Genomic DNA, 19,007 nt, shown 5'->3' with positions numbered 1-19,007 from the left:
GTGGACCTTTGCAACGGGCTACGCGTCGAACTCGCCGCGCCAGGCGAAGTCGAGGAGGGCCTTGGGGAGGTAGTCGGTCTCGACCTCGACCGGGACGCCGTTGGCCTTCGCCAGGCAGGCGATCGCCAGCGGAGCGAGGGCCACGATGCCCAGGACGTTGTGGGCGCGGTCCTCGTCGGCGGTCCAGTACTCCTTGTGCCAGCGGACGGCGTCGGCCAGGGCCTCGTTGAAACCGGCGGCGTCGTTGCGCAGGTAGCGGTAGAGCATCATGATCGGCGGGTAGCGGAGCTTGATCATCCCGCCCGCGTCGACGACGCGGGCGTGCTCGGGAGCACTCAGGTCCACGGCGCTCACCAGGTGCGTGCGCAGGTCGTCCCGGTGGAGCCAGAAGCTCTGGAGGGTCTCCACCCAGGCGTAGGTGTACTCGTCCAGGGCGCCGCCGAAGTTGCGCAGCAGGGACACCGGGATCCGCGCCAGCATGTCGAGGCGGGCTGCTTCACGGCAGATGACCGCGAGGTAGAAGGCGTTGAGCCAGGCGTTCGCGTGGAGATAGGTCTGCGGCCCGGTGGTGGCGAGGTGGCGCTCCTCCTGGCGGATCTTGCAGGTGATCGTTTCCCAGTTGGGATCGGCGGCGGCGAAGACGGCCGAATGTACCTGCATGGCCAGCAGCCAGGACTCCCAGGTCTCCAACATGCCGGAAGTGGGGTCCCCGACACAGCGGACGAGGGCGACGTTCAGCGACTCCATGGCCGCTTCCGACCTGGAGTTGTGCGAGGTCTCGATCTTCTCCAGCGAATAAGACAGTGACTCCTCCATGACGGGAACCACCGCCGCCATGTCCTCCTGGGTTGCATCGGCCAGGAAGTCATGGCGGGGAACGCTCGGGTGTCTCACGTGTCGAACTCGCCCAGCCAGGAACGATCCAGGAGCCGGATGGGCAGGTACTCAGATTCGACCTCGATCGGGATTCCGGCGTCATGGGCGAGGCATGCCATGGCCAGTGGTCCCAGGGCGAGGTAGCCAGCGATGTCCTCGGAGCGGTCCTCCCGGCTCCAGTACGCCTTATGGAGTTCGAGCGCCTCCGCGAGCGCTTGGTTGAAGCCCTCGTGATCCTTGCGCATGAACTGGTAGAAGAGGTGGATTGGTGGATACAGAATGCACTGGAGGAGGTCGCGGGGCGCGATCGTCGCGATGTCCGGGTGGGACATCTCGATCGCGGCCGTCAGCTTCTCGGCGAGCCCCGGCTCCTCGCGCCAGTATGTCTGGAGGCTGTCCACCCAGTGGTAGACGTACTCGTCGCCCTCTGCCCCGGACGCCCGCAGGAGATCGAGCGGCACCTGGCACATCGTGTCCATACGGGCCTGGTCACGGCAGATGATGACGAACCAGAGCGTGGTCAGCCAGTTCCCGGCGTTCGCGTAGAACTGCGGCCCTGTCGCCTGGATGGTGCGCATTTCATCCGTGATGCGTGCCTCGATCGGTTCCTCGGCCGCCGCAGCAGCGAAGGCTGCCGTACCGACCTGCATCGCGGAGACAGTGGCCACCCAGGTCGGGAGTCGGTTACCCCGCGGGTTGAGTGCCTGGTGCACCTGCACCTGAAGAAGTGCCTCGTTCAGCGCTATGCCGAAGATGGCCGGCGACGCATCCAGGCTCCGGACACTGTCTTCGAGCTCTTCGGCCAGACGCTCGACAGCCTCCTCGTCGATCGAGGGGTTGCCGTGTCGCGCCACCGTCACCGTCACCAAATTCTCCTGTCACTGAAGGTCGAAAGTGAAGTCTTCGTCTTTGAACTTCCCGATATTAGCTCGCCGCGTCTTGAAGCCGCCATAACTCGGGCCATTGGAAACACCCTTGACCAGGATGTAGTGTACCTTGTCTTCCTTTAGTGCCTGTTTTAGTTCGTTGTACAACTGCAGTTCCTTCGCGTTTCCGTTAACCCCTCTCTTCCGCATTTCATTCATGATGTCGAGGAAGTACTCACGCGACGCTTGCTCGGCCTTGTAGCCGCTGGGGAGAGTGCGTTCGTTAATTTTTGTACTGACGTCACTCTTGGCTTCGAAGACTGTAAAGCCGTCGTCGTTCTTCCATCTCCAAAGCTGATCGAACTGGTCGTTGCCGTTTTTCGGTCCTGCGAGGGTCTCCCTCTTGGCGCCAGCATAGAATTCCCGGATCACGTGATGCTCGGCAACCGCTTCACCGTACGCCTCGGTGTGCTCTGTCATCGCCTGATGGAACGGTGCGTGCTGCCTCTTCAGCGCCTCGTAGGCGGCCTTGCTCTCAGGAGCGCCGTCCGACTTCCAAGCGTTTTTGGCCTTGCTGACCGGGTCGTGCCAAGGGATGTCCTTCCGGATGGACTCATGACGCTTGACGGCCTTTTCGTCGAGAACCTTGTGTGCGTCGACGTCGGTCAACTGCTTTGCAGTACGACCACGGTCCCAATCAGGCATGTATTTGGCTGGGAAGGGTGGCGGAGCACTGTCCTTGGCGATCCATACCTTCGGGTTGGCAGGATCCTTAATCAACTGCGGGGGCGGGTAGCCGCTTTCATCCACAGCGTCGGTGTCAAGCCGTTGGGCGTGAGTCGGGTGCTTCGCGTAATACTCCTTGAAGTACCCGCCCTCATGGTTGGCCCGCCAGACTTGGATCTCCTTGATCTGTTCCGGCTTGAGCGAACCGGGTGGACCGTAGGGGTTGTCGCCGTGCTGCATGAAGCTGGGGGGATCGGGGGTCCGGTCGGGACCAGGGGACCCACCGCCCGGCGTGGCAGCGTCGTTGCCGGCAGAGCCGCCGACCGTGTCGTCGGCTCCGTGGGCCGCGTCGTCCAGGCTGCCCGAACCCGGTGTCCCGGGGTGCGCGGAGCCATGGACGCCGTTGTCGGTCGTGGTGCCGCCAGGAAGGTCACGGCTGCCGCCGCCCGGGAGGTCTCGGCTGCCGCCGCCGCTAGTGGTCGGGGTGGCGGTGCGACTGCCACCACCGGCTGGAGTGTCGTCCAGGTTGTTTGTGGGCATGTGGTTGCCCGCGCTGCCGCTCGGGGCGCTGTGGTCGCCGGCGCGGCCCATGGGGGTGTTGCTCCCCGGCCCGGTGTCGCCGTGGCCTGCGTTGTCGCTGGTGCGGGCCGGGTCGGGTATGTCCGAGCCGACGCGGGTGAAGTCGTCGCCCCGTCCGCCGACGCTGGCCGGGACTCGCTGTTCTTGGTGGGCCGGGGTGTCGATCCGTGGGTTGTCCGCGCCCGAGGCGGGTTGGGCGGGCTTGCCCTGGGGAGCGTCCTTGGCGTCCTGTAGGAGGCTGCCGTCGTCCTTGCTGTAGAGGTGGCCCGCGGCATCTGTGAAGTTCCCGGTGAAGGGGTCCTTCACCGTGTGCGGCGGGAGGGTGACGGTGCCTTCGGGCAACTTGATTCTGCCGCCCGGGAGTTTGGTCGCCCCTTCCGGGACGGCGGCGCCCTCGGGCAGCTGTACCGTGCCGTCCGACATCTCGACGGCGCCTTCGGGCAGGCTATAGGCGCCCTCGGAGATCTTCGGGGCCTCGACGCGGCCGAGGCCCTTGAGGTGGGCCAACCCGTCGCCGACCTTCGACAGGCCCGCACCTGCGCCCTTGATGACGTAGGTCATCGGATCGACGGCGCTGCCCACCTTGCTGACGACGGACAGGCTCTTGGCCAGCGCGCCTGCCTTGCCCGCGCCCTGCACGGCGGCACCGCCACCGCGGGTGAAGACAGCCGTCACGATGTTGAAGGTCACCGCGCCAGCGGCCCGGGAGCCGTTCGACTCCCACTGGTCCCAGGCCACAAAGCCCTTGCCAGCCTCCACCATCGTGTCTCGCGACTCCCGAAGCCAAGGGGGCAGCCATCCGCTCGGCACCATCCAATAGGCTTGTCCCGCAGGCGTCATAGTGATCGAAAGGGCGGTGCCGAGCTTGGCCAGGTTGGTCCACGCTTGGCCGGCGGCTTCCGAGCCGTGCCCGCCGAACAGGGTGTAAATGCCGTCGATGGTGCCCCCCACGCCGTCGACGATGAAGCCCTTGCCGAAGTCGTAGGCGTGCTCTCCCACGTGCCACCAGGGAACGGATTCCTCGACCGCTTCGCCCCAGGGCAGGCTCTTGGACGCCTTGAGGGCTTCGGCGTCGTAGCCGTATCCCTTCTTGTGGGCGGCGTCGATCGTGTGGAGCGCCTTGCCGCCTACCAGCGCGACGATCTTGGCGTGGCAGTCGCGTTCAGCTTCCTGGAACGCGGCCCAGACCTCAGCGATCTTGTTGCGGCGATTGAGGTTCTCGTCGGTCAGGTCGCCGTCCTCGCTCCAATCGTCTTCGGCGGCCTCGTTGTCGCGGAAATCGGCGGCTTCCTGCTTGAGCTGCTTCAGCCGGTTGATCAGTGGCCTGATCTCGCGGGCGTAGGTGCTCAGAGCCCCGGCGATGACATGCATGTCGTGACCCAGGTCGTGTGCCGTGCGCTCCACCGGTTTGGTGACGCCGAACAGCTGCTCCGCCTCGGGCGCCTTGTAGAAGGCGGCCAGTCCGCCGAAGGACTTGTGGACGTCCGAGCCGGCGGTGTGGACCTTGGAGCCGCCGTGGGACAGCGCCTTCGTCTTGGCTTCCAGAACGTCCAGATCGCCGGTGTAGACCGGTACATCGGCCGGGTCGACCGGTCCGCCGCTCACTTCTTCTTCCCCCCGAAGTCCTTGAGAGCATCCAGCCGCACGGCACGGGCGGCGTTCTGTGCGTTCTTGGCCGCCTCCAGGTCGCCCTGGACGTACTCTTTGGTGGCTTTGGCGGCTCCCAGAACGGCGGCCTGGCAGCGATCGGCCATTGCCTTCATGCGCGGCTTGCGCTTCGTTACGTACTCGGCCAGCGCTGCAGCGACCGGCCCCGTCGCCTTATGCTGCCACGGGTCGGGAGCCACCAGCCCCAACGGCTTGCCCTGCGGCATCACCGGTCCGCGCATCGGCGTCATGGCGCTCGTGCCCGGCACGGCGGTACCCGCTGCCTGAGCTACTTCCTGTATGTCAGAGAGCAGTGTGTTGAGGGCTTTCCCCAGATCTTCGGCATGCGTGCCGACGACCTTCAACCGGCCCTGTACTCCCTGTGGCTGGATATCCCATGACGCCATGAACGCCCCCCTGCGTGCATATTTCTCACACCGCTGCCTGACACCGCGCGGCGCGCCCCCCGGCCGGCAACCCGTCGGCGCACTCCTAGGGAGTGCTTCTCCTGTCGATGCGCCGAAGCCGGCTCAGCCGATGTTGTCGACCGCGGACTTCGCGCGCGCGAGCGTCTGGTGCGCGGTACCGTCGTTCTTCTCCAGCGTCGTCTTCAGCAACTGGATGATGTTCTTGACCTCCTGCGAGGCGCGGTTCCAGCGCAGTTCCTTGCCGTGGTACTCCTCCGCGACACCATCCGCCGCGAAGTCCGACATCGCCGCCTTCACCTGTGCATCACGTGCCGCGATCACCTGCTCCAGGCGTGCGATCACCGCCTGGATGTTGCCTTGCGCCTCCGCGGACGCACCCGAGTCGTACGAACGACGGTCCATGCCAGCAGCCATCACAATCACTCCCCCTGAGATCCCTGCGCTCTGAGTACTTCCGCCGCAATCCGGCTGTCAGCGGCCCGAGAAGCGGGCCGCGTCGAAGTTCGCCGCCGACATCTGCGAACGGGCATTGTCGGCCTGCTCCTGGTCGCCGGAGCCGAATGCCGTCTCCATGCCCGACTGGCCGCCCACAATCGCGGCCAGTGCACTGTTCAACGCTGCTGTGATCTCGTCCGAGTGCGACTTGAACGAGTCGAATGCCGCTTTGCCCGACCCGTTGAACTTGCCCTCCAACGGCTGTGCTGCTTGCACGAGCTGGCGGATCAACGTCCCCAGTTCCGTGCTCGACCCCTGCGACTTCGACCTCAGGGTCGAGAGCGTCTGCGCCCCCATGTCGAACTTCATCGGGCTCCCCCTGCCAGACTTGACGATTGTTTGTACTCATGCTTATCAACGGCGAAGCCACTGGTGCAATCCGCAATCCCGATGCTATGACCAAGATGTGACAATGACTCAGGACGGCTACGAGCCCGCCCGCCTACCCATGCCTGCAGCGTGCTTGGCAGGGAGGTCCACGCGGATGCCCAGCCGGTCCAGGTGCTCTCACTCGCCATTCAGATGCCGCACCAGGCGCTCGAAGTCCTGCCAGCCCGACAGGTCCAACGGGTCACCCGGCAGCGGGTAGTACATCGCAGGGCGGGTCTTCGGACCGAGGGGGACAGGCGGCTTGGACAGTGGCGTCTTCCGCGCACGGTCGCCGGGCATCTGGCGGACCTCCTCCGCGCCGAGCACGAAGGCCAGCGGGACACCGGGCCCCTCGAAGCAGGGCGGAACGGCCAGGTCCCGGCGGGCTTTACGGATCTGCACGAGCATCGACAGGAGGCGGTGGCGGGTGGCGAGCACCTCCGCGGCCCTGGGCAGGGACTCTACCGGCGGCTCCTCGTCGGGGCCGTAGCCGAACATCAGCGTGACGTACTCCTCGACGCCCGCCTTCGTCCGGTTGATGCGCACTGTGGCGAGGCCTGGTCGGTCCGGGCTGCCGACCACCACGAACCAGGTCGGTTCCGGCGCCCTCTCATAGGCGAGGTCGGTCATCTGGCGTGGCGACCAGGGGAGGTTGGCGGGTTCCGCGGTTCCCCACCCAGCTGGGGGCTCGCCGGTGAGTTCGCGCCATGTCGACTCCAGCGCGCCGCCGAGGACCAGACGGTCGTCCGCGGGGTGGATCGTGCGGAAGGTAATGGCCAGCTGCTGCTCGCCGGTGTCCGTGGCCTCCTGGTAGGAGGCGGCTACCGGGGTGCGGGGGTCGTCAGCGGTCGCGTCGGCTGCCGCTACCGGTTGGAACATGCCGTCCTGCCAGCGCAGGACGGCTCCGGACTGCCCGTCGTAGTAGCCGTCCCGCTCGTCGCGTACGACCCAGCGGGAGGGCCAGTTATTGAGGCTGGCGCGTACGGCCGGGGAGAGCGTGGTTCCTGGCGGGGTGACGACCTGGAGGCCCAGCTCGGCGCCTGCCGCGGTCTGGATAGCGTCCTGGAGCCAGGCCGTCATGGCGATGACCGGGCGGTCCTGGATGACGACGGCGACCTTGTCGGTCAGGACGTCGACCGCGGGCTGCCCGGCGGCGGGCGTGGGCGCAACGCTCACGCCTTCGGTTTTCACCACGGCCAGGGACTGCGCGGCTTCGGGCGGCCAGGCGGAGCCGTCGGCCAAGGCGGCCAGCCGGGCCGCGAAGGTGCCCGCGAGCCGCTCGGCTTCTTCCACACCGGTGGTCGCGCGGGCCTCCGTCCACCAGTACGGAAGCGGTGGCGGGGTGGCTCCGAGCAGACGCTCGGCCTCGCCCGCGACCTGCACGAGCAGCGGTGCTTCGACGGAGACGAGGGGGCGTCCCTCCTCGTCGCACAGTCGCACGACGGCGCCCTCGCCCGCCGTGTCCACCAGCTTGTCGGGGCCTCCGGAGAGCAGTCCCGCGAGCATGGCCCACGGGTCGGGCATGCGCTGAGTGAGGGCAATGACGTCCTTGGTCATGTGGTCGTCCGGTCCTTCGTCGTTCGTGGCATGGATGCCGTACGTCTCGTGGTCCGCGTGGGCGGGAGAGCTCTCCTCGATGTCACGCGGGGGAGTACACGGTCTGGATCAGGCGGTTGGTCTGGCCCCTGCGGATGAGGACACCGCGGCCCGGCGGCTGCCAGGAGGCGTAGACGCCGGGGAACAGCTGGCCTTCACCGCGGTCGCCGGCCATGAGGAGCGCGGAGGAGCCCGACTCGCGCAGGCCCTGCACCAGGGGCTCGTAGATACCGCGTGAGGCGCCCGCGACGCGGCGGGTGAGGACGAAGTGGAGGCCGATGTCCACCGCGGAGGGGATGTACGGCAGGAACGGCGCCAGGGGTTCCTGGCCCGCGGTGGTGAGCACGTCGTAGTCGTCGACGAGGACCACGATCCGCGGGCCGCCGCCCCAGCTGCCGGGTTCCAGATCCTCCAGGCGCGCGCTGTCATCGGGCAGCCGCTTGTCCAATACGCCGGCGATACCCGTGGCGAGGCCCGCGCACAGCTTGGCGTTGTACGCGTAGCCGCCGTTGAACTCCTCGGGGATCGCGCCGCGCAGACTGCGCCGGGGGTCCATGACGGCGAAGACCAGCTCGTCCTCGCTGTAGCGCTCGATCAGGCCGCCTGCGATGGTCTTCAGGAGATTCGTCTTGCCGCACTCGCTGTCGCCCATGATCAGCAGGTGTTGGTCGTGTTGGAACAGGTCGAGCAGAACGGGTTCGAGGGCCGTCTGGTCCAGGCCGATCGGCACCCGCTGGGATTCGGCGACCGGGCCCGGCAGGAGGTGGGGCTCCAGGAGGTGCGGCAGCACACGCACCGGCTGGGCGACCTCGCCGCTCCAGGTGGCGCGGATCGTCCGGGCCGTGCGCTCCAGCACCGCGCCCATGTCCGTGGTGTCGGCAAGCCCGTCCGTACGGGGCAGCGCCACCTGCGCAAAGAGCTTGCCGGCGGTCAGGATGCGGCCGGGCTCGTCGGGCGAAAGGGTCACTGCCAGCTTGCTGTCGATGCTGGACTCGCTGGGGTCGTTGAGCCGCAGCTCGACGCGGGTGCCGAAGTTCGACTGGACGGCGATACGCACGTCGTTCCAGCGGAGCATGCCCGCCACGACGTGGATGCCGTAACCGCCGCCGCGTTGGAGGATGTCGGCGACGGCGTCGTCCAGTTCGTCGAAGTCGTCGCGGAGCGCGCCGAAGCCGTCGATGACAAGCACGATCTCGGCGGAGGCCAGCTGGGGCAGCCGGCCCGCCGCGTGCAGGGTACGCAGCTGATCGACGGAGTCGATGCCGTGCTCGCGGAAGAGTTCCTCCCTGGCCGCGAGCATGTTGCGTACCTCGTCGACGGTGCGGGCCACCCGCTCACGGTCGACGCGGCCCGCGACACCTCCGACGTGCGGCAGGCCCCCCAGGGCCGCGAGGCCGCCGCCCACTAGGTCGAGGCCGTAGATGCCGACCTCTTGCGGAGTGTGGGTCAGCGCCAGTGAGAGGACGAGGGTGCGCAGGAGCGTGGTTTTTCCGGACTGCGGGCCGCCGATGACGGCGGCGTGGCCACCCGCCATGGTGAGGTCCAGGTACCACTCGCCCTGCCACTGCCTGGCCGGATCGTCGAGCACACCGAGCGGTACCTCAAGCGGCCCGCGTCGCTTGGCAAGCTGCATACCGCGCGCGCCGACGTCGAGTGGTCCGGCGACCGTATCCAGGGCGATCGCGTCGGGCAGCGGGGGCAGCCAGATGCGGCGCACCGGGCCGGCGGCGTTCGCCAGCTGCTCCACCATGACGGCCAGCTCGGTCGGCCCCATCTCGCGGCGCCGCACCGCGGGGTCCTCGACGTCCGAATCCTCCGCACCGGTCATCGTGTTGAAGGTGTCGTAGGGGAGGGCGAGCGGTCCTGCGTCCTCTTCCTCCCCACGCCGCACGGGCCCCCGGTAGGCGCCCGAGACATAGCTCGCCTTGAAGCGGTCGTAGTGGCTGGTGTCGACCTTGAGGTAGCCGAATCCGGGCAACGGGGGCAGGTGGAAGGCGTCCGTGGTGTCCAGAACCGTACGCGATTCGTCGGCGGAGAAGGTCCGCAGTCCGAGCCGGTACGAGAGATAGGTCTCCAGACCCTTGAGGTTGCCGCCCTCGATGCGCTGGCTGGACAGCAGCAGGTGCACGCCGATGGAGCGCCCGATGCGGCCGATGGACAGGAACAGGTCGATGAAGTCCGGCTTGGCGGTGAGCAGTTCACCGAACTCGTCGATGACGACGAACAGGTGGGGCAGCGGCTCCAGGTCGGGCCGTCGGCCGGCGCGCAGCGCGGTGTAGTCACCGATGTCGGCGATGTTGCCCGCGTCCTTGAGGACCTGCTGGCGGCGCTTGACCTCACCGGCGAGCGAGGCGTGAACGCGTTCGACCAGACCGGCCTGGTTCTCCAGGTTGGTGATGACACCGGCCACGTGCGGCAGGCCAGCGAACGGAGCGAAGGTCGCACCACCCTTGTAGTCGACGAGGACCAGCGCGAGGTCTTCCGGCGGATGGGTGGCCACCAGGGCGAGGACGAGGGTGCGCAGGAGTTCCGACTTCCCCGAGCCGGTGGCGCCAACACACAGACCGTGCGGGCCCATACCGAGCTCGGAGGACTCCTTCAGGTCCAACAGCACCGGCTCGTGGCAGTCGTTGATGCCGATGGGTACGCGCAGGAAGGCACGTTCGCCGCGCGGCGCCCACAGGCGTGACAGGTCCAGTTGCGCCACGTCTTCGACACCGAGCAGCTCGGCGAAGTCCACCGGCCCGGTCAGGGGGGCGTCGGTGAGCGATTCGGCGGACAGGCGCAGCGGCGCCAGCATCCGGGCCAGCCCCTCCGCGAACGGGATGCCGGCCTCGTCCACGGTGCCGTGGGCGCTGACCGGCTCCTGCGCGCGCAGGTCCTCGATGAGCACCTCTTCGCCGTCCACGGTGATCCGGACCCCGACATCCCCCGGCTCTTGGACCCGCTGTTCGAGCAGGTGCAGGACGGTGACGCCCATCTCCCGCAGGCCGACCGCCTCGTCGGGACGCGGCAGGTCGACGGCGTCCTCGCCGTGTCCGTCGGCGACGACGAGCAGCCGGGACGTCATGGACAGCGCGTCGTTGCCGGACAGGCCGCGGCGCACCTCGGCCGCGTAGGAGGCCCGTCGGCGCAGCTCGGGGCCGAGCAGCCGGGCGAGTTGGGGCGCGGAGGGGGCGATGCGGCGAGCGGCGACGGGGCCGTCGAACTGCTCGGTGTCGAGCAGATGCGGCAGCCACTTGGCCCACTCCCAGTCGGCGAGCCGCTCCCCGGGCACGGCCAGCGCCATCACCACGTCGTCCGGCGCGTGCACGGCGGCGGCCTGGACGAGCAGGGCCCGCGCCACGCGCAGACAGTCCTCGCGGGGGCCGATCACGCTGACGTTGCCGACACGGTCGAGCGGGACAGTGAGCGGGAGTTCGGTGCCGGTTCGGAAGCGGGCCATCAGCGCCGACGCCTCGTTGAGCATGAAGCGGTCGGGCGGAGTGAGGACCGACGAGCCCTGCTGAGCGATCTGCAGATCGCGTACGGGCATCTCGCCGGTGCCGACCCGTACGCGCAGGAAGTCGCCGTGGACGCGGCGGCGCTCCCACAGGCGAGCCGGATCGCGCACGATGTCGTACAGGGCGGGCGGCGGTGGGTTGAGAATGCCGGCGCGCTCGCGCCGCGCTCGCTCCTCGGCAGCGAGCTCCTCGCGCAAGTCCTCCAGATAGGCGAGATACGCCTCGCGCTGGGTACGCCGGGTGCGCTGGGCTTTACCGCGCTGCGAGAAAACGAGCGCGACGGAGCCGATGACGGTGACGACGAGAATGATCGCCCCGAGCCCGGCGAACTGGCTGTTGCGCACCACCGTCATCATCACCACCGACGACATGACGCCGGCGATGGGCAGCAGCGACATCGCGATGTTGCCCGCCTTCCCCTCGGGGAGGTTGGGCGGGGCCTCGATGATGCGCGCCTCGGAGGCGGCCGGTGGCCGGGTGGCCCTGGCCGGGCGGTGTATCAGTCGGGTACTCATCGTCGTCCGTCATTCACGATCGGGCTCGGCATCTGGTCAGTGACGCTGCTGGGAGAGGGAGAGCTGGAAGACGTCCGCGGCAAGGCGGGCAGCGGCTTCCCTGGTCGGCTGAGCAAGCAACTCGGTATGGACTCGGCCACCGGCTGCCAAATGCCGGTCATACGGCAGAACCTGGACACTTACTCCCGTGGACTTGAGCTCCCGGGCCGCCTGGTCGAGGTCGAGTCCCGAGTGGGGCACCAATTCGGTGAGCACGACGACCGTGCCGGCGATCACCTGACGGGGCAGCTTCTGCATCCACTGGAGCACCGAGTACGTACTGGTGATGCCTTCCGGCGTGGCGGGTGCGGTCAGGACGCGCCCATGGGCGGCGGCGAGTGCAACACGGGCAACTTCGGCGGGCAGTGTCTCGCAGTCGATCACCATCACACCGAAGTAGCGACGCAGCGCGACCACGGCGCGCTCGTACGCCCGGCTGTCCAGCATCACACCGATCTGCCCCTGACTCGCAGGCAGCAGCCAGGCGTTGTCGGGGAGCTGGACGAGATATCCGGTGACGTCGAGCAGGGACATGTCCGGCTTGACGATGTCCGCGATATCGCTGGTCGTCCAGCGCAGTGCCTCGGCGCCGAGCCGCTGCGGCAGCGAGCCAAGTGCCGGATCGGCCTCCAGGAAGAGGACCGGGTCCTGCCGGTAGTGCTCGTACGTGGTGCCGAGTAGCGCGGCGACGGTCGACTTGCCGGACCCGCCCCGGATGGAGGTGACGGCGATCTGCCGGCCCGTTGTCACGGGCTGTTGCAGCGCCGCAGCGGTGCGGGTGATCGCGGCGACCTCGCGCGCGGCTGAGGAGGAAAGCGTACGGCGCAGGGCACGTGCGGCACGCGCCGCGTAGGACTCGCCGTGCCGGGGCTTGCTGCGCAGCGCGTGGGCCAGGCCGCCCTCGTCCACCACGGGCTGAGAGTCGGGACCGTTCTGGGGCTGGGGGCCCGGGGCGTACGCGGTTGGGGCCTGCTGCTCCTGCCGCTGCTCCTGGTACCCGGCTTTCTGCGGCCAGCCGCCCGGATGACCCGCGTGCCCCTCGTACGGGGAGCTGGCCTGCCGTGGCGCACCACCGCCGGGGGTGGCGTCCGGCGCTTGGGTGCCCTGCGCCGGCAGTGCGCGGCCCGGTGCGGAAGCGCGGTACGCCTGTCCGCCGGGGCCTTGTGCACCCTGCTCGGCGCCGCCCCTCAGGTCGCGCAGTACGTCACCCTGCCAGCCGTCTCCGCTCGGCATGCCTGTTCACCCCCCACTCTGCTGCCCGCCCGCAGCGCCGGCACATCGACTTAGAACTGTCAGAACTGGTTGAGCAGTTGCCCATACACACCGAACACGCCAAAGGCGAGCGGGAAGAGCCCCACCATGCCAATGGACTCGACCAGATCGCCCATGCGCCGTAGCCGCACCTGAACATGCTCAGGCACCTGCACCGCCAAAACGACCAACGGCAACACCGCAGCTGCACACAGCACAGCCAGTGGCCCGGCACCCCCCGCGTGCTCCATCCACCAAGCCACCAGGCGCACCACCAGGCACGACGCGGCAGCGAAGAGCGCAACAACCTCAACGACCAGCGGGAACGCTCGCGCCCTCGACACCAGCACCACGACAACGAGCGCTGCCAGCACCACGGTCCATACGGTCGGCTTCCCGGCCAGCGTGAGCAGCCAGCCGGCGGAGGCCGCCGAAACCGCAGTGACGATCGTCGAGAGGGCAAGGCCGCGATGCGTCGCAGCAAGTGCGGTACCCACCTGGTGACGGCTCACCGAAACGCCGCCCGAGCGGCGGTCATCGAGTGCGGTGAGCCCAGACATCATCAGCGCCAGCCGCGGCAGCACACCGAGCACCACCAACGAGAGGACAGCCATAACGGCTCCGAGCCGGGCCGGATCACCCTGAACAGCGGCAGCCGTCTCCCACGCAATGGCGATCGCGGCAGTGGTCACCGCGCCAACGAGTCCACCCTTGCCCAGCGGAGAGAAGTATCCAAGGAACACAAGCGTCACGACCAGCGCACCCGCCATGGCAGCGAGCCGCGCGGTGCCCGGCCAGCCGTACGCATCGGCAGCCGTCCACGCCGTGAGAACACCAAGCCCGCCGGCGGTGAGAAGGAGCGCGGTCGCCAGTCCCCGGTTCCCCCGCCCGATTTTGGCAACGAGCGCACCGGCCGCCAGGAGCACAAGCGCTACAGCTGACAGAGCACCGACCAGGGCGCCAAGCGGGAACTCATGGCGGGCGAGCAGCGCGGCTATCACGGCGAAGACGACCGTTGCCACACCCGCACTGGCTCGGCGCGCAGCAGGACGCCAGCGCCAAGACCGCAGATCGAGGTCGTCAGCCACCTGATCGGTGACGTCGTGCACAACGGGAGCGGGCGGCGCAGAATGCGTCGTCACCAGCCGGAGCACGGCGCCGTCGGCTACCCCGGCCGACGCCAGCGTGCTGTCGTACGGCAGGACAGAACCGTCGGACGTAATCAACTGCCGGGCTACCGGCCGCGATGCGGGCCGATCGCCCAGCAACGGCAGGACATCTGGGATCAGTTGCCCTATCGGCGTATCGGAGAGCAGGACGACATCGGCCCGGCGTCGCTCACCGACCAACGTCACTCGGCTCAGTTGCGCCCGGGAACTCGCTGCTCTGCTCACCACTCACCGGAACCTATCATCGCGGGCTGACGAACTATCAGGCCAACCGGCCATATACCTGCGCTACTGACGTCCGCCCCTACCTCACGTCAGAGCTGACGGAACGCTTCTGCCGTCGCGCAGAACTCATTGCGTATGTCCTTGGATACCGCGAAATCTGTCCGAATCTGATCCATGGAGTCCCGGGACTTCGCCTACTTCGTCGGCTGCCCGTACTGCTGCACCTGACGCTGCTGCTTCTCCTGCTCAGCCTTCTGCGTGGCCAGCGTGTGCTGAAGGAACGACCACCCCACGCACCCCGCGCACAGGACAGCCGTGATCGCGATCCCCGCGAAGACCTTCCCCAGCCGCTCGTCCGCCGTACGCCGCCCCCGCTGCACGCCGAACAGCAAGGCGTCCCGCAACCTGCGTCGCCGTACCGCCACCGACTCCAGCAGCTGACTGTCGTAATCCCGCGCCATTTTCCCATCCGTCGCCGCAATTCGCCTGCGCGTCAACCATGTTCGATGAACTTCGACCATGTGCGGTGCCCCGCTGGCAGCTGCCCCGAAGTCCTCTCACATGATGGCCCACTTCTGAGGCTGCCGTTGAGCAGGCGACCCGTCGAGCACCTTCATATGCCGCGCGTGTGACCTGATGGTGTGTGCGGTACTCGCCTGTGGGCCGGCGCGCAGCCGAATGCCGGCCCACAGTCGGTGCTTGCGGCCCCCGCGTCAGCACGGCTGCGAGGCAGAAAGCTCGCGGCGCCCGGCTCACCGAAGAACCATCGTTCAGCGCTTCGCCGGCGTTTGGAGTATGGGAAGGTAGAGAGTGAAGGTGGAGCCGCGGTCGGGTTCGCTCGTGGTGTGGATCTCACCGCCCAGCAGCCGTGCCACTTCCTTGCTGATGGAAAGCCCCAGGCCGGTACCACCGTACTTGCGGCTTGTGGTGCCGTCTGCCTGCTTGAAGGCTTCGAAGATGACATCCAACTTGCTCTGATCTATGCCGATTCCGGTGTCGGCTACTGAGAAGGCGAGTATGTCGGAATCTGAGGAAGGTAAAGAACCCTGCTCCAGCATCAGTTCACGGATAGTTTCGGGGGCATCGGCCCCCGCCCGTCGAATGGTCAGCTCGACGGTGCCTTCGTCGGTGAATTTGAGGGCGTTGGATAGTAGGTTGCGCAGTACCTGCAGTAGCCGTCGTTCGTCGGAGTGCAGCACTGAGGGCAGCCCCGGGGGCACGTTTACGAAGAAATCTAGCCCCTTCTCGGCGGCCAGTGGTCGGAATGTCGCCTCGATATAGTCGATGAGCTGAGCTAATGCGATTTGAGTTGGGAAAACATCCATTTTCCCGGCCTCGACCTGAGTGAGATCGCGAATATCATTGATGATCTGGAGTAGATCGGATCCTGCGCCATGGATGGTTTCGGCGAATTCCACCTGCTTCGGGGACAGGTGTCCTTCGGCGTTCTCGGCCAGTAGCCGGGAAAGAATCAGCAGCGAGTTGAGTGGGGTGCGCATCTCGTGGGACATGTTCGCCACGAACTCTGTCTTATGGCGCATAGCTACCGCCAGGTACTCGCTGCGCTCCTCCAGAACCTGCCGTGCCTCCTCGATGTCATGGTTGATCTCTTCGATTCGTTGGTTCTGTGCGCGAAGCTGCTCGGCTTTCTCCTCCAGTTCAGCGTTCGAAGTTTCCAGGGCGTTTTGGCGCTGCAATAGCTCTTCGGAACGTTCCCTCAGTTGTTGAGTTAGTTCAAGTGACTGAACGAGCTGTGACTCGGTTTTCTCGTGTGCTACGACCTGTCGCTGACTCTCATCGATCAGGGTGGTCACGTTGGCTGGGATGTCTTGAACGCGCTCACTCAACCAACCCTGAGCCTCGGCCACGCGCTGTGCGGATAGGAGATCGCCTTCGGTGGCTCTTTCTTCCATCATTGTCAGCCACCTCTGAAAGTCCGCATCGGCGTCGACCCAGTTGGTGAGCCTTCGCCATTCGCGAATAAGTGCCTCATGGGCGATTTCAGCGGTACCGGGCCCATGCGACCCCAGCACGACGAGACGGTGCTCCGGGGCCGCCAGCTGCTGGGCGACATGCCAGTCATGTTGGAGGTGATCTTGATATGCCGTGGCACGTAGTGCATCCGTGGCCCCGCTGCGTGCTCTCACCATCGACAGCAGTACGCGGCGGATACGGTCCTCTTCCAGGTGGCGCGTCAACGAGGAGAAAGCTTGCTCAGCATGCCGGTTCAGCGCCCCCGTGACACCGCCCACGCGGTGGTAGCTGTCATAGGTGATGTGGTGCTGCCTTTGCTGTGGCCAAAGTTCAGTTAAGGCAAATTCCAAGAGTGGCAGGCCGCCGGGCCCCTTGCTTGCGTCGGCCGCGATCATGTCGGCCAGCCCTTCGGCGAAGGTGACTCCCGTCATCCGTGCGGGCTCAATGATCACCCGTGTCATCGCTGCCTGGTCCAGGGGCGAGACGTTGAGCTGTCGGTCTTGGAGGCGTGATCCGATGTCTGGAAGATTCAGCAATGTGGGTAGAAAATCAGACCGCAATGTGCATACGAGGCGCACGTTCGGAGTATGAGGGTGGTCCTGAGGAGGTAGAAATGATTGCAGGAAAGGTAATGCTTCTTCTATTGCTCCGTGTGCAGAGCTGAAGAGTTCTTCGAACTGGTCAGCAACAAGAATGAGTCGCTGATTTGACGCGAGAGCGGTCTTCGCCGCAACATTCCAAAACCCCTCTTCGCGTAGACGCTCCACCACGCTATCGAGATCCTTTACGCGGTCGCGCCCGGAGCCTTCTACCTTCAACAGTGCACGGGCGGCCGCATAGGACGGAGAGGTGCCGGGACGGAAGGTGACTACTCGCCATCCTTCAGCTTGCAGTGCGGGCTTCAATCCGGCTGCGACAAGGGAGGTTTTCCCCACTCCAGAGGGCCCTGTCACCATAGCCAAAGGCTGAGATTTCACCATCTCGTGCAAGCGGGACACTTCATTTTCTCGCCCGACAAAGAGACCAGCTTCCGCGTCTTCCGGGGTGAAGGCGTGGAGGCCACGGTAGGGACAGGCGGGAAGCATGCTGCGCCCAAGTACCTGCGGCCAGGCTGCTGCGACCTCCGCTGCTGGCACTGCGTACGCATCGTTGGCAGACTCAACCCGGCTGGCCACCGCAAGCATGGCCACGACAGCATCGCCCCACTGGTCCCGGATCACGACCGGAGCGCCGCTGTAGCCGGGCTGCACCCGTAATGCCGACTCTGATTCCCTATCCAGTTGCATCATGCCGCCGCCAACGGCCCCACGGAGCAGGCAGCTGCTCCAGGCGCCGGTCGCAGCTCGCGTGGGGGTTGCGGGATATCCAAAGACGTCGGCTTCGTCGGCGCGACTTGCAGGAGCATCCAAGAGCCGTGCTGCGCCAGCGCCGGCGGGCAAAGGCTCACCCCCAACCATCACCAAGCCGGCAGTATCACGCCCAGAAACTCCATCGCCTGACGGCGGATCCCAGGCATCGACCCGGCAGTTCCGCAATGGCGCACCCTCAGCATCGCCAAGCAGTACGAATTCAACCTGGACCCGGGCATTCGCACTGGGACGGGATCTGGTGGCCTTGTCCCGGCCCAGTGCAACATTCACTACATGGGCGCACGTCACAATGTGCTTTTCGCCGACGACGTAACCGACCCCCGCAGCTTGCCCGCTCGCGCTCTGTCGGACCTTGACGATGAATCCTTCTCGCTTCACAGGCACTGCTTCAGGAAGCGTCCACCGTGCGAGCCCACTTGAGCCGAACAGCGAAATTTACCTCCGCCGTCCCCTTTGCGATGATCACTGAGGTGTCGCCGCCGATCTTGAGTCCGAACTCAACCTCGGCCTCGTCGGGACCCAATTCCCGCAAGGTATCAACCACCCGGGCGAGTGTCGGTCGGACCTGAGTCATGGCGTCGTCCAACGACACGCGCGCCCGGCTCACCACGCCAGCGTCGCCTGCTGCAAGTTCAAGGTCTGAGCCGATGAGCTCGATGTCAGTTTCGAACACCGCTGGCTCTTTGTCGCCATCGTTAAGCGGTACTGCGATAAGTCCCATACTCTCCACCCCTGTCGGGCGATGTGCTCGCGTTGTCGCTGCCACCACCTTCTGATGATCAGAGTAGGCAAGACCGGTCGTGGACGTTGATGCTTTCGTCAAACGCCATCGTCGTGACGCCCGGGGACAAGGACGGGTGAGTGGAGGAGCTGCACAACAGGCCGACGGGCCTTGAGCCAGCTGTCTCAACCTGAGTCGGATAGGGAGAGAAGCGAGAGGACACAGCGGGCTCGGTCCGGCATGTCCGCCTTGCGGCGCTCCACACTATCGACCAGGCATGAGGCCGGACCCGCTACCAACAACACCAGCCACTGCGGCACGCCAGAGGCCGCCAGGGACCCCGTGTGTTCTCAAGGGCGTCCAGTCCTTGAGGAAGGCGATGAGCGGCTGCCGTCGTCCATCGCCCAGGGCCGCCGGTGCAGGCTCAGCATCGTTGGTCAGGCAGCTCCAACCAGGGGCGCCCGCAGGGACTTTTCAGGGACTTTCAGCTCTGTCCCAGGGACTTTCCAGGGATTTTCCGCTGAGTAAGAGGGAAAGGGCCCGACAGCTCTGAAAGACGCAAAGTCCCACGTCAGGGCTTGATTCTTGTCAGTCGATGACGCTCCGCCGGGCAGACCGCACGGACCGGGCAACGCAGCGTAGGTGAGAGCCCGGAAAG

12 protein-coding genes and 2 pseudogenes are annotated in these 19,007 nt (G+C 66.5%); all 14 read right to left on the bottom strand.

Going from position 1 to position 19,007, the window contains the following annotated elements; all coding sequences use genetic code 11:
- Positions 1-18: 18 nt before the first annotated feature.
- Positions 19-894, bottom strand: a complete 876-nt coding sequence (locus NUT86_RS08720; RefSeq protein WP_274734564.1) for an immunity 49 family protein — start codon at positions 892-894, stop codon at positions 19-21.
- Complete coding sequence (locus NUT86_RS08715) at positions 891-1,742, bottom strand: immunity 49 family protein (RefSeq protein ID WP_274734562.1); 852 nt, start codon at positions 1,740-1,742, stop codon at positions 891-893. The genes NUT86_RS08720 and NUT86_RS08715 overlap by 4 nt, the downstream gene beginning before the upstream one ends.
- Positions 1,743-1,754: 12 nt before the next feature.
- Positions 1,755-4,652 (bottom strand): hypothetical protein, encoded by a 2,898-nt coding sequence (locus NUT86_RS08710; protein WP_274734560.1) that lies wholly within the window; start codon positions 4,650-4,652, stop codon positions 1,755-1,757.
- Positions 4,649-5,101, bottom strand: coding sequence for a DUF6507 family protein (locus tag NUT86_RS08705; RefSeq protein WP_274734559.1), 453 nt, complete (start codon positions 5,099-5,101; stop codon positions 4,649-4,651). The genes NUT86_RS08710 and NUT86_RS08705 overlap by 4 nt, the downstream gene beginning before the upstream one ends.
- A 123-nt stretch (positions 5,102-5,224) precedes the next feature.
- Complete coding sequence (locus NUT86_RS08700; RefSeq protein WP_274734558.1) at positions 5,225-5,536, bottom strand: pore-forming ESAT-6 family protein; 312 nt, start codon at positions 5,534-5,536, stop codon at positions 5,225-5,227.
- A gap of 57 nt (positions 5,537-5,593) precedes the next feature.
- Positions 5,594-5,926, bottom strand: a complete 333-nt coding sequence (locus NUT86_RS08695; RefSeq protein WP_274734556.1) for a hypothetical protein — start codon at positions 5,924-5,926, stop codon at positions 5,594-5,596.
- Positions 5,927-6,124: 198 nt separating this feature from the next.
- Complete coding sequence (locus NUT86_RS08690; RefSeq protein ID WP_274734555.1) at positions 6,125-7,543, bottom strand: DUF6177 family protein; 1,419 nt, start codon at positions 7,541-7,543, stop codon at positions 6,125-6,127.
- Positions 7,544-7,625: 82 nt separating this feature from the next.
- Positions 7,626-11,600 carry a type VII secretion protein EccCa gene (eccCa, locus tag NUT86_RS08685; RefSeq protein WP_274734553.1) on the bottom strand — a complete coding sequence of 1,325 codons (3,975 nt, stop codon included), beginning with the start codon at positions 11,598-11,600 and terminating at the stop codon, positions 7,626-7,628.
- Between the two features lie 36 nt (positions 11,601-11,636).
- Positions 11,637-12,872: a MinD/ParA family ATP-binding protein gene (locus NUT86_RS08680; protein ID WP_274734551.1), complete on the bottom strand. Its 1,236-nt coding sequence runs from the start codon at positions 12,870-12,872 to the stop codon at positions 11,637-11,639.
- Between the two features lie 59 nt (positions 12,873-12,931).
- Positions 12,932-14,287 carry a type VII secretion integral membrane protein EccD gene (gene eccD, locus NUT86_RS08675; protein WP_274734549.1) on the bottom strand — a complete coding sequence of 452 codons (1,356 nt, stop codon included), beginning with the start codon at positions 14,285-14,287 and terminating at the stop codon, positions 12,932-12,934.
- Between the two features lie 191 nt (positions 14,288-14,478).
- The gene (locus tag NUT86_RS08670; RefSeq protein WP_274734547.1) at positions 14,479-14,745 is read right to left on the bottom strand and encodes a hypothetical protein; all 267 of its coding nucleotides are present in this window, start codon (positions 14,743-14,745) and stop codon (positions 14,479-14,481) included.
- 333 nt (positions 14,746-15,078) lie between these two features.
- Positions 15,079-16,053: pseudogene (locus NUT86_RS08665) on the bottom strand (sensor histidine kinase); the annotation flags it as partial.
- 138 nt (positions 16,054-16,191) lie between these two features.
- Positions 16,192-18,006: pseudogene (locus NUT86_RS40600) on the bottom strand (nSTAND1 domain-containing NTPase); the annotation flags it as partial.
- A gap of 10 nt (positions 18,007-18,016) precedes the next feature.
- Positions 18,017-18,301 (bottom strand): CU044_2847 family protein, encoded by a 285-nt coding sequence (locus NUT86_RS08655; protein ID WP_274734545.1) that lies wholly within the window; start codon positions 18,299-18,301, stop codon positions 18,017-18,019.
- Between the last annotated feature and the right edge of the window lie 706 nt (positions 18,302-19,007).

Origin of the sequence: Streptomyces sp. G7(2002) (assembly GCF_028870195.1) — a bacterium.
In the GTDB taxonomy this organism is placed as follows: domain Bacteria; phylum Actinomycetota; class Actinomycetes; order Streptomycetales; family Streptomycetaceae; genus Streptomyces; species Streptomyces nigrescens.
This window is presented reverse-complemented; position numbering and strand designations above follow the sequence as displayed.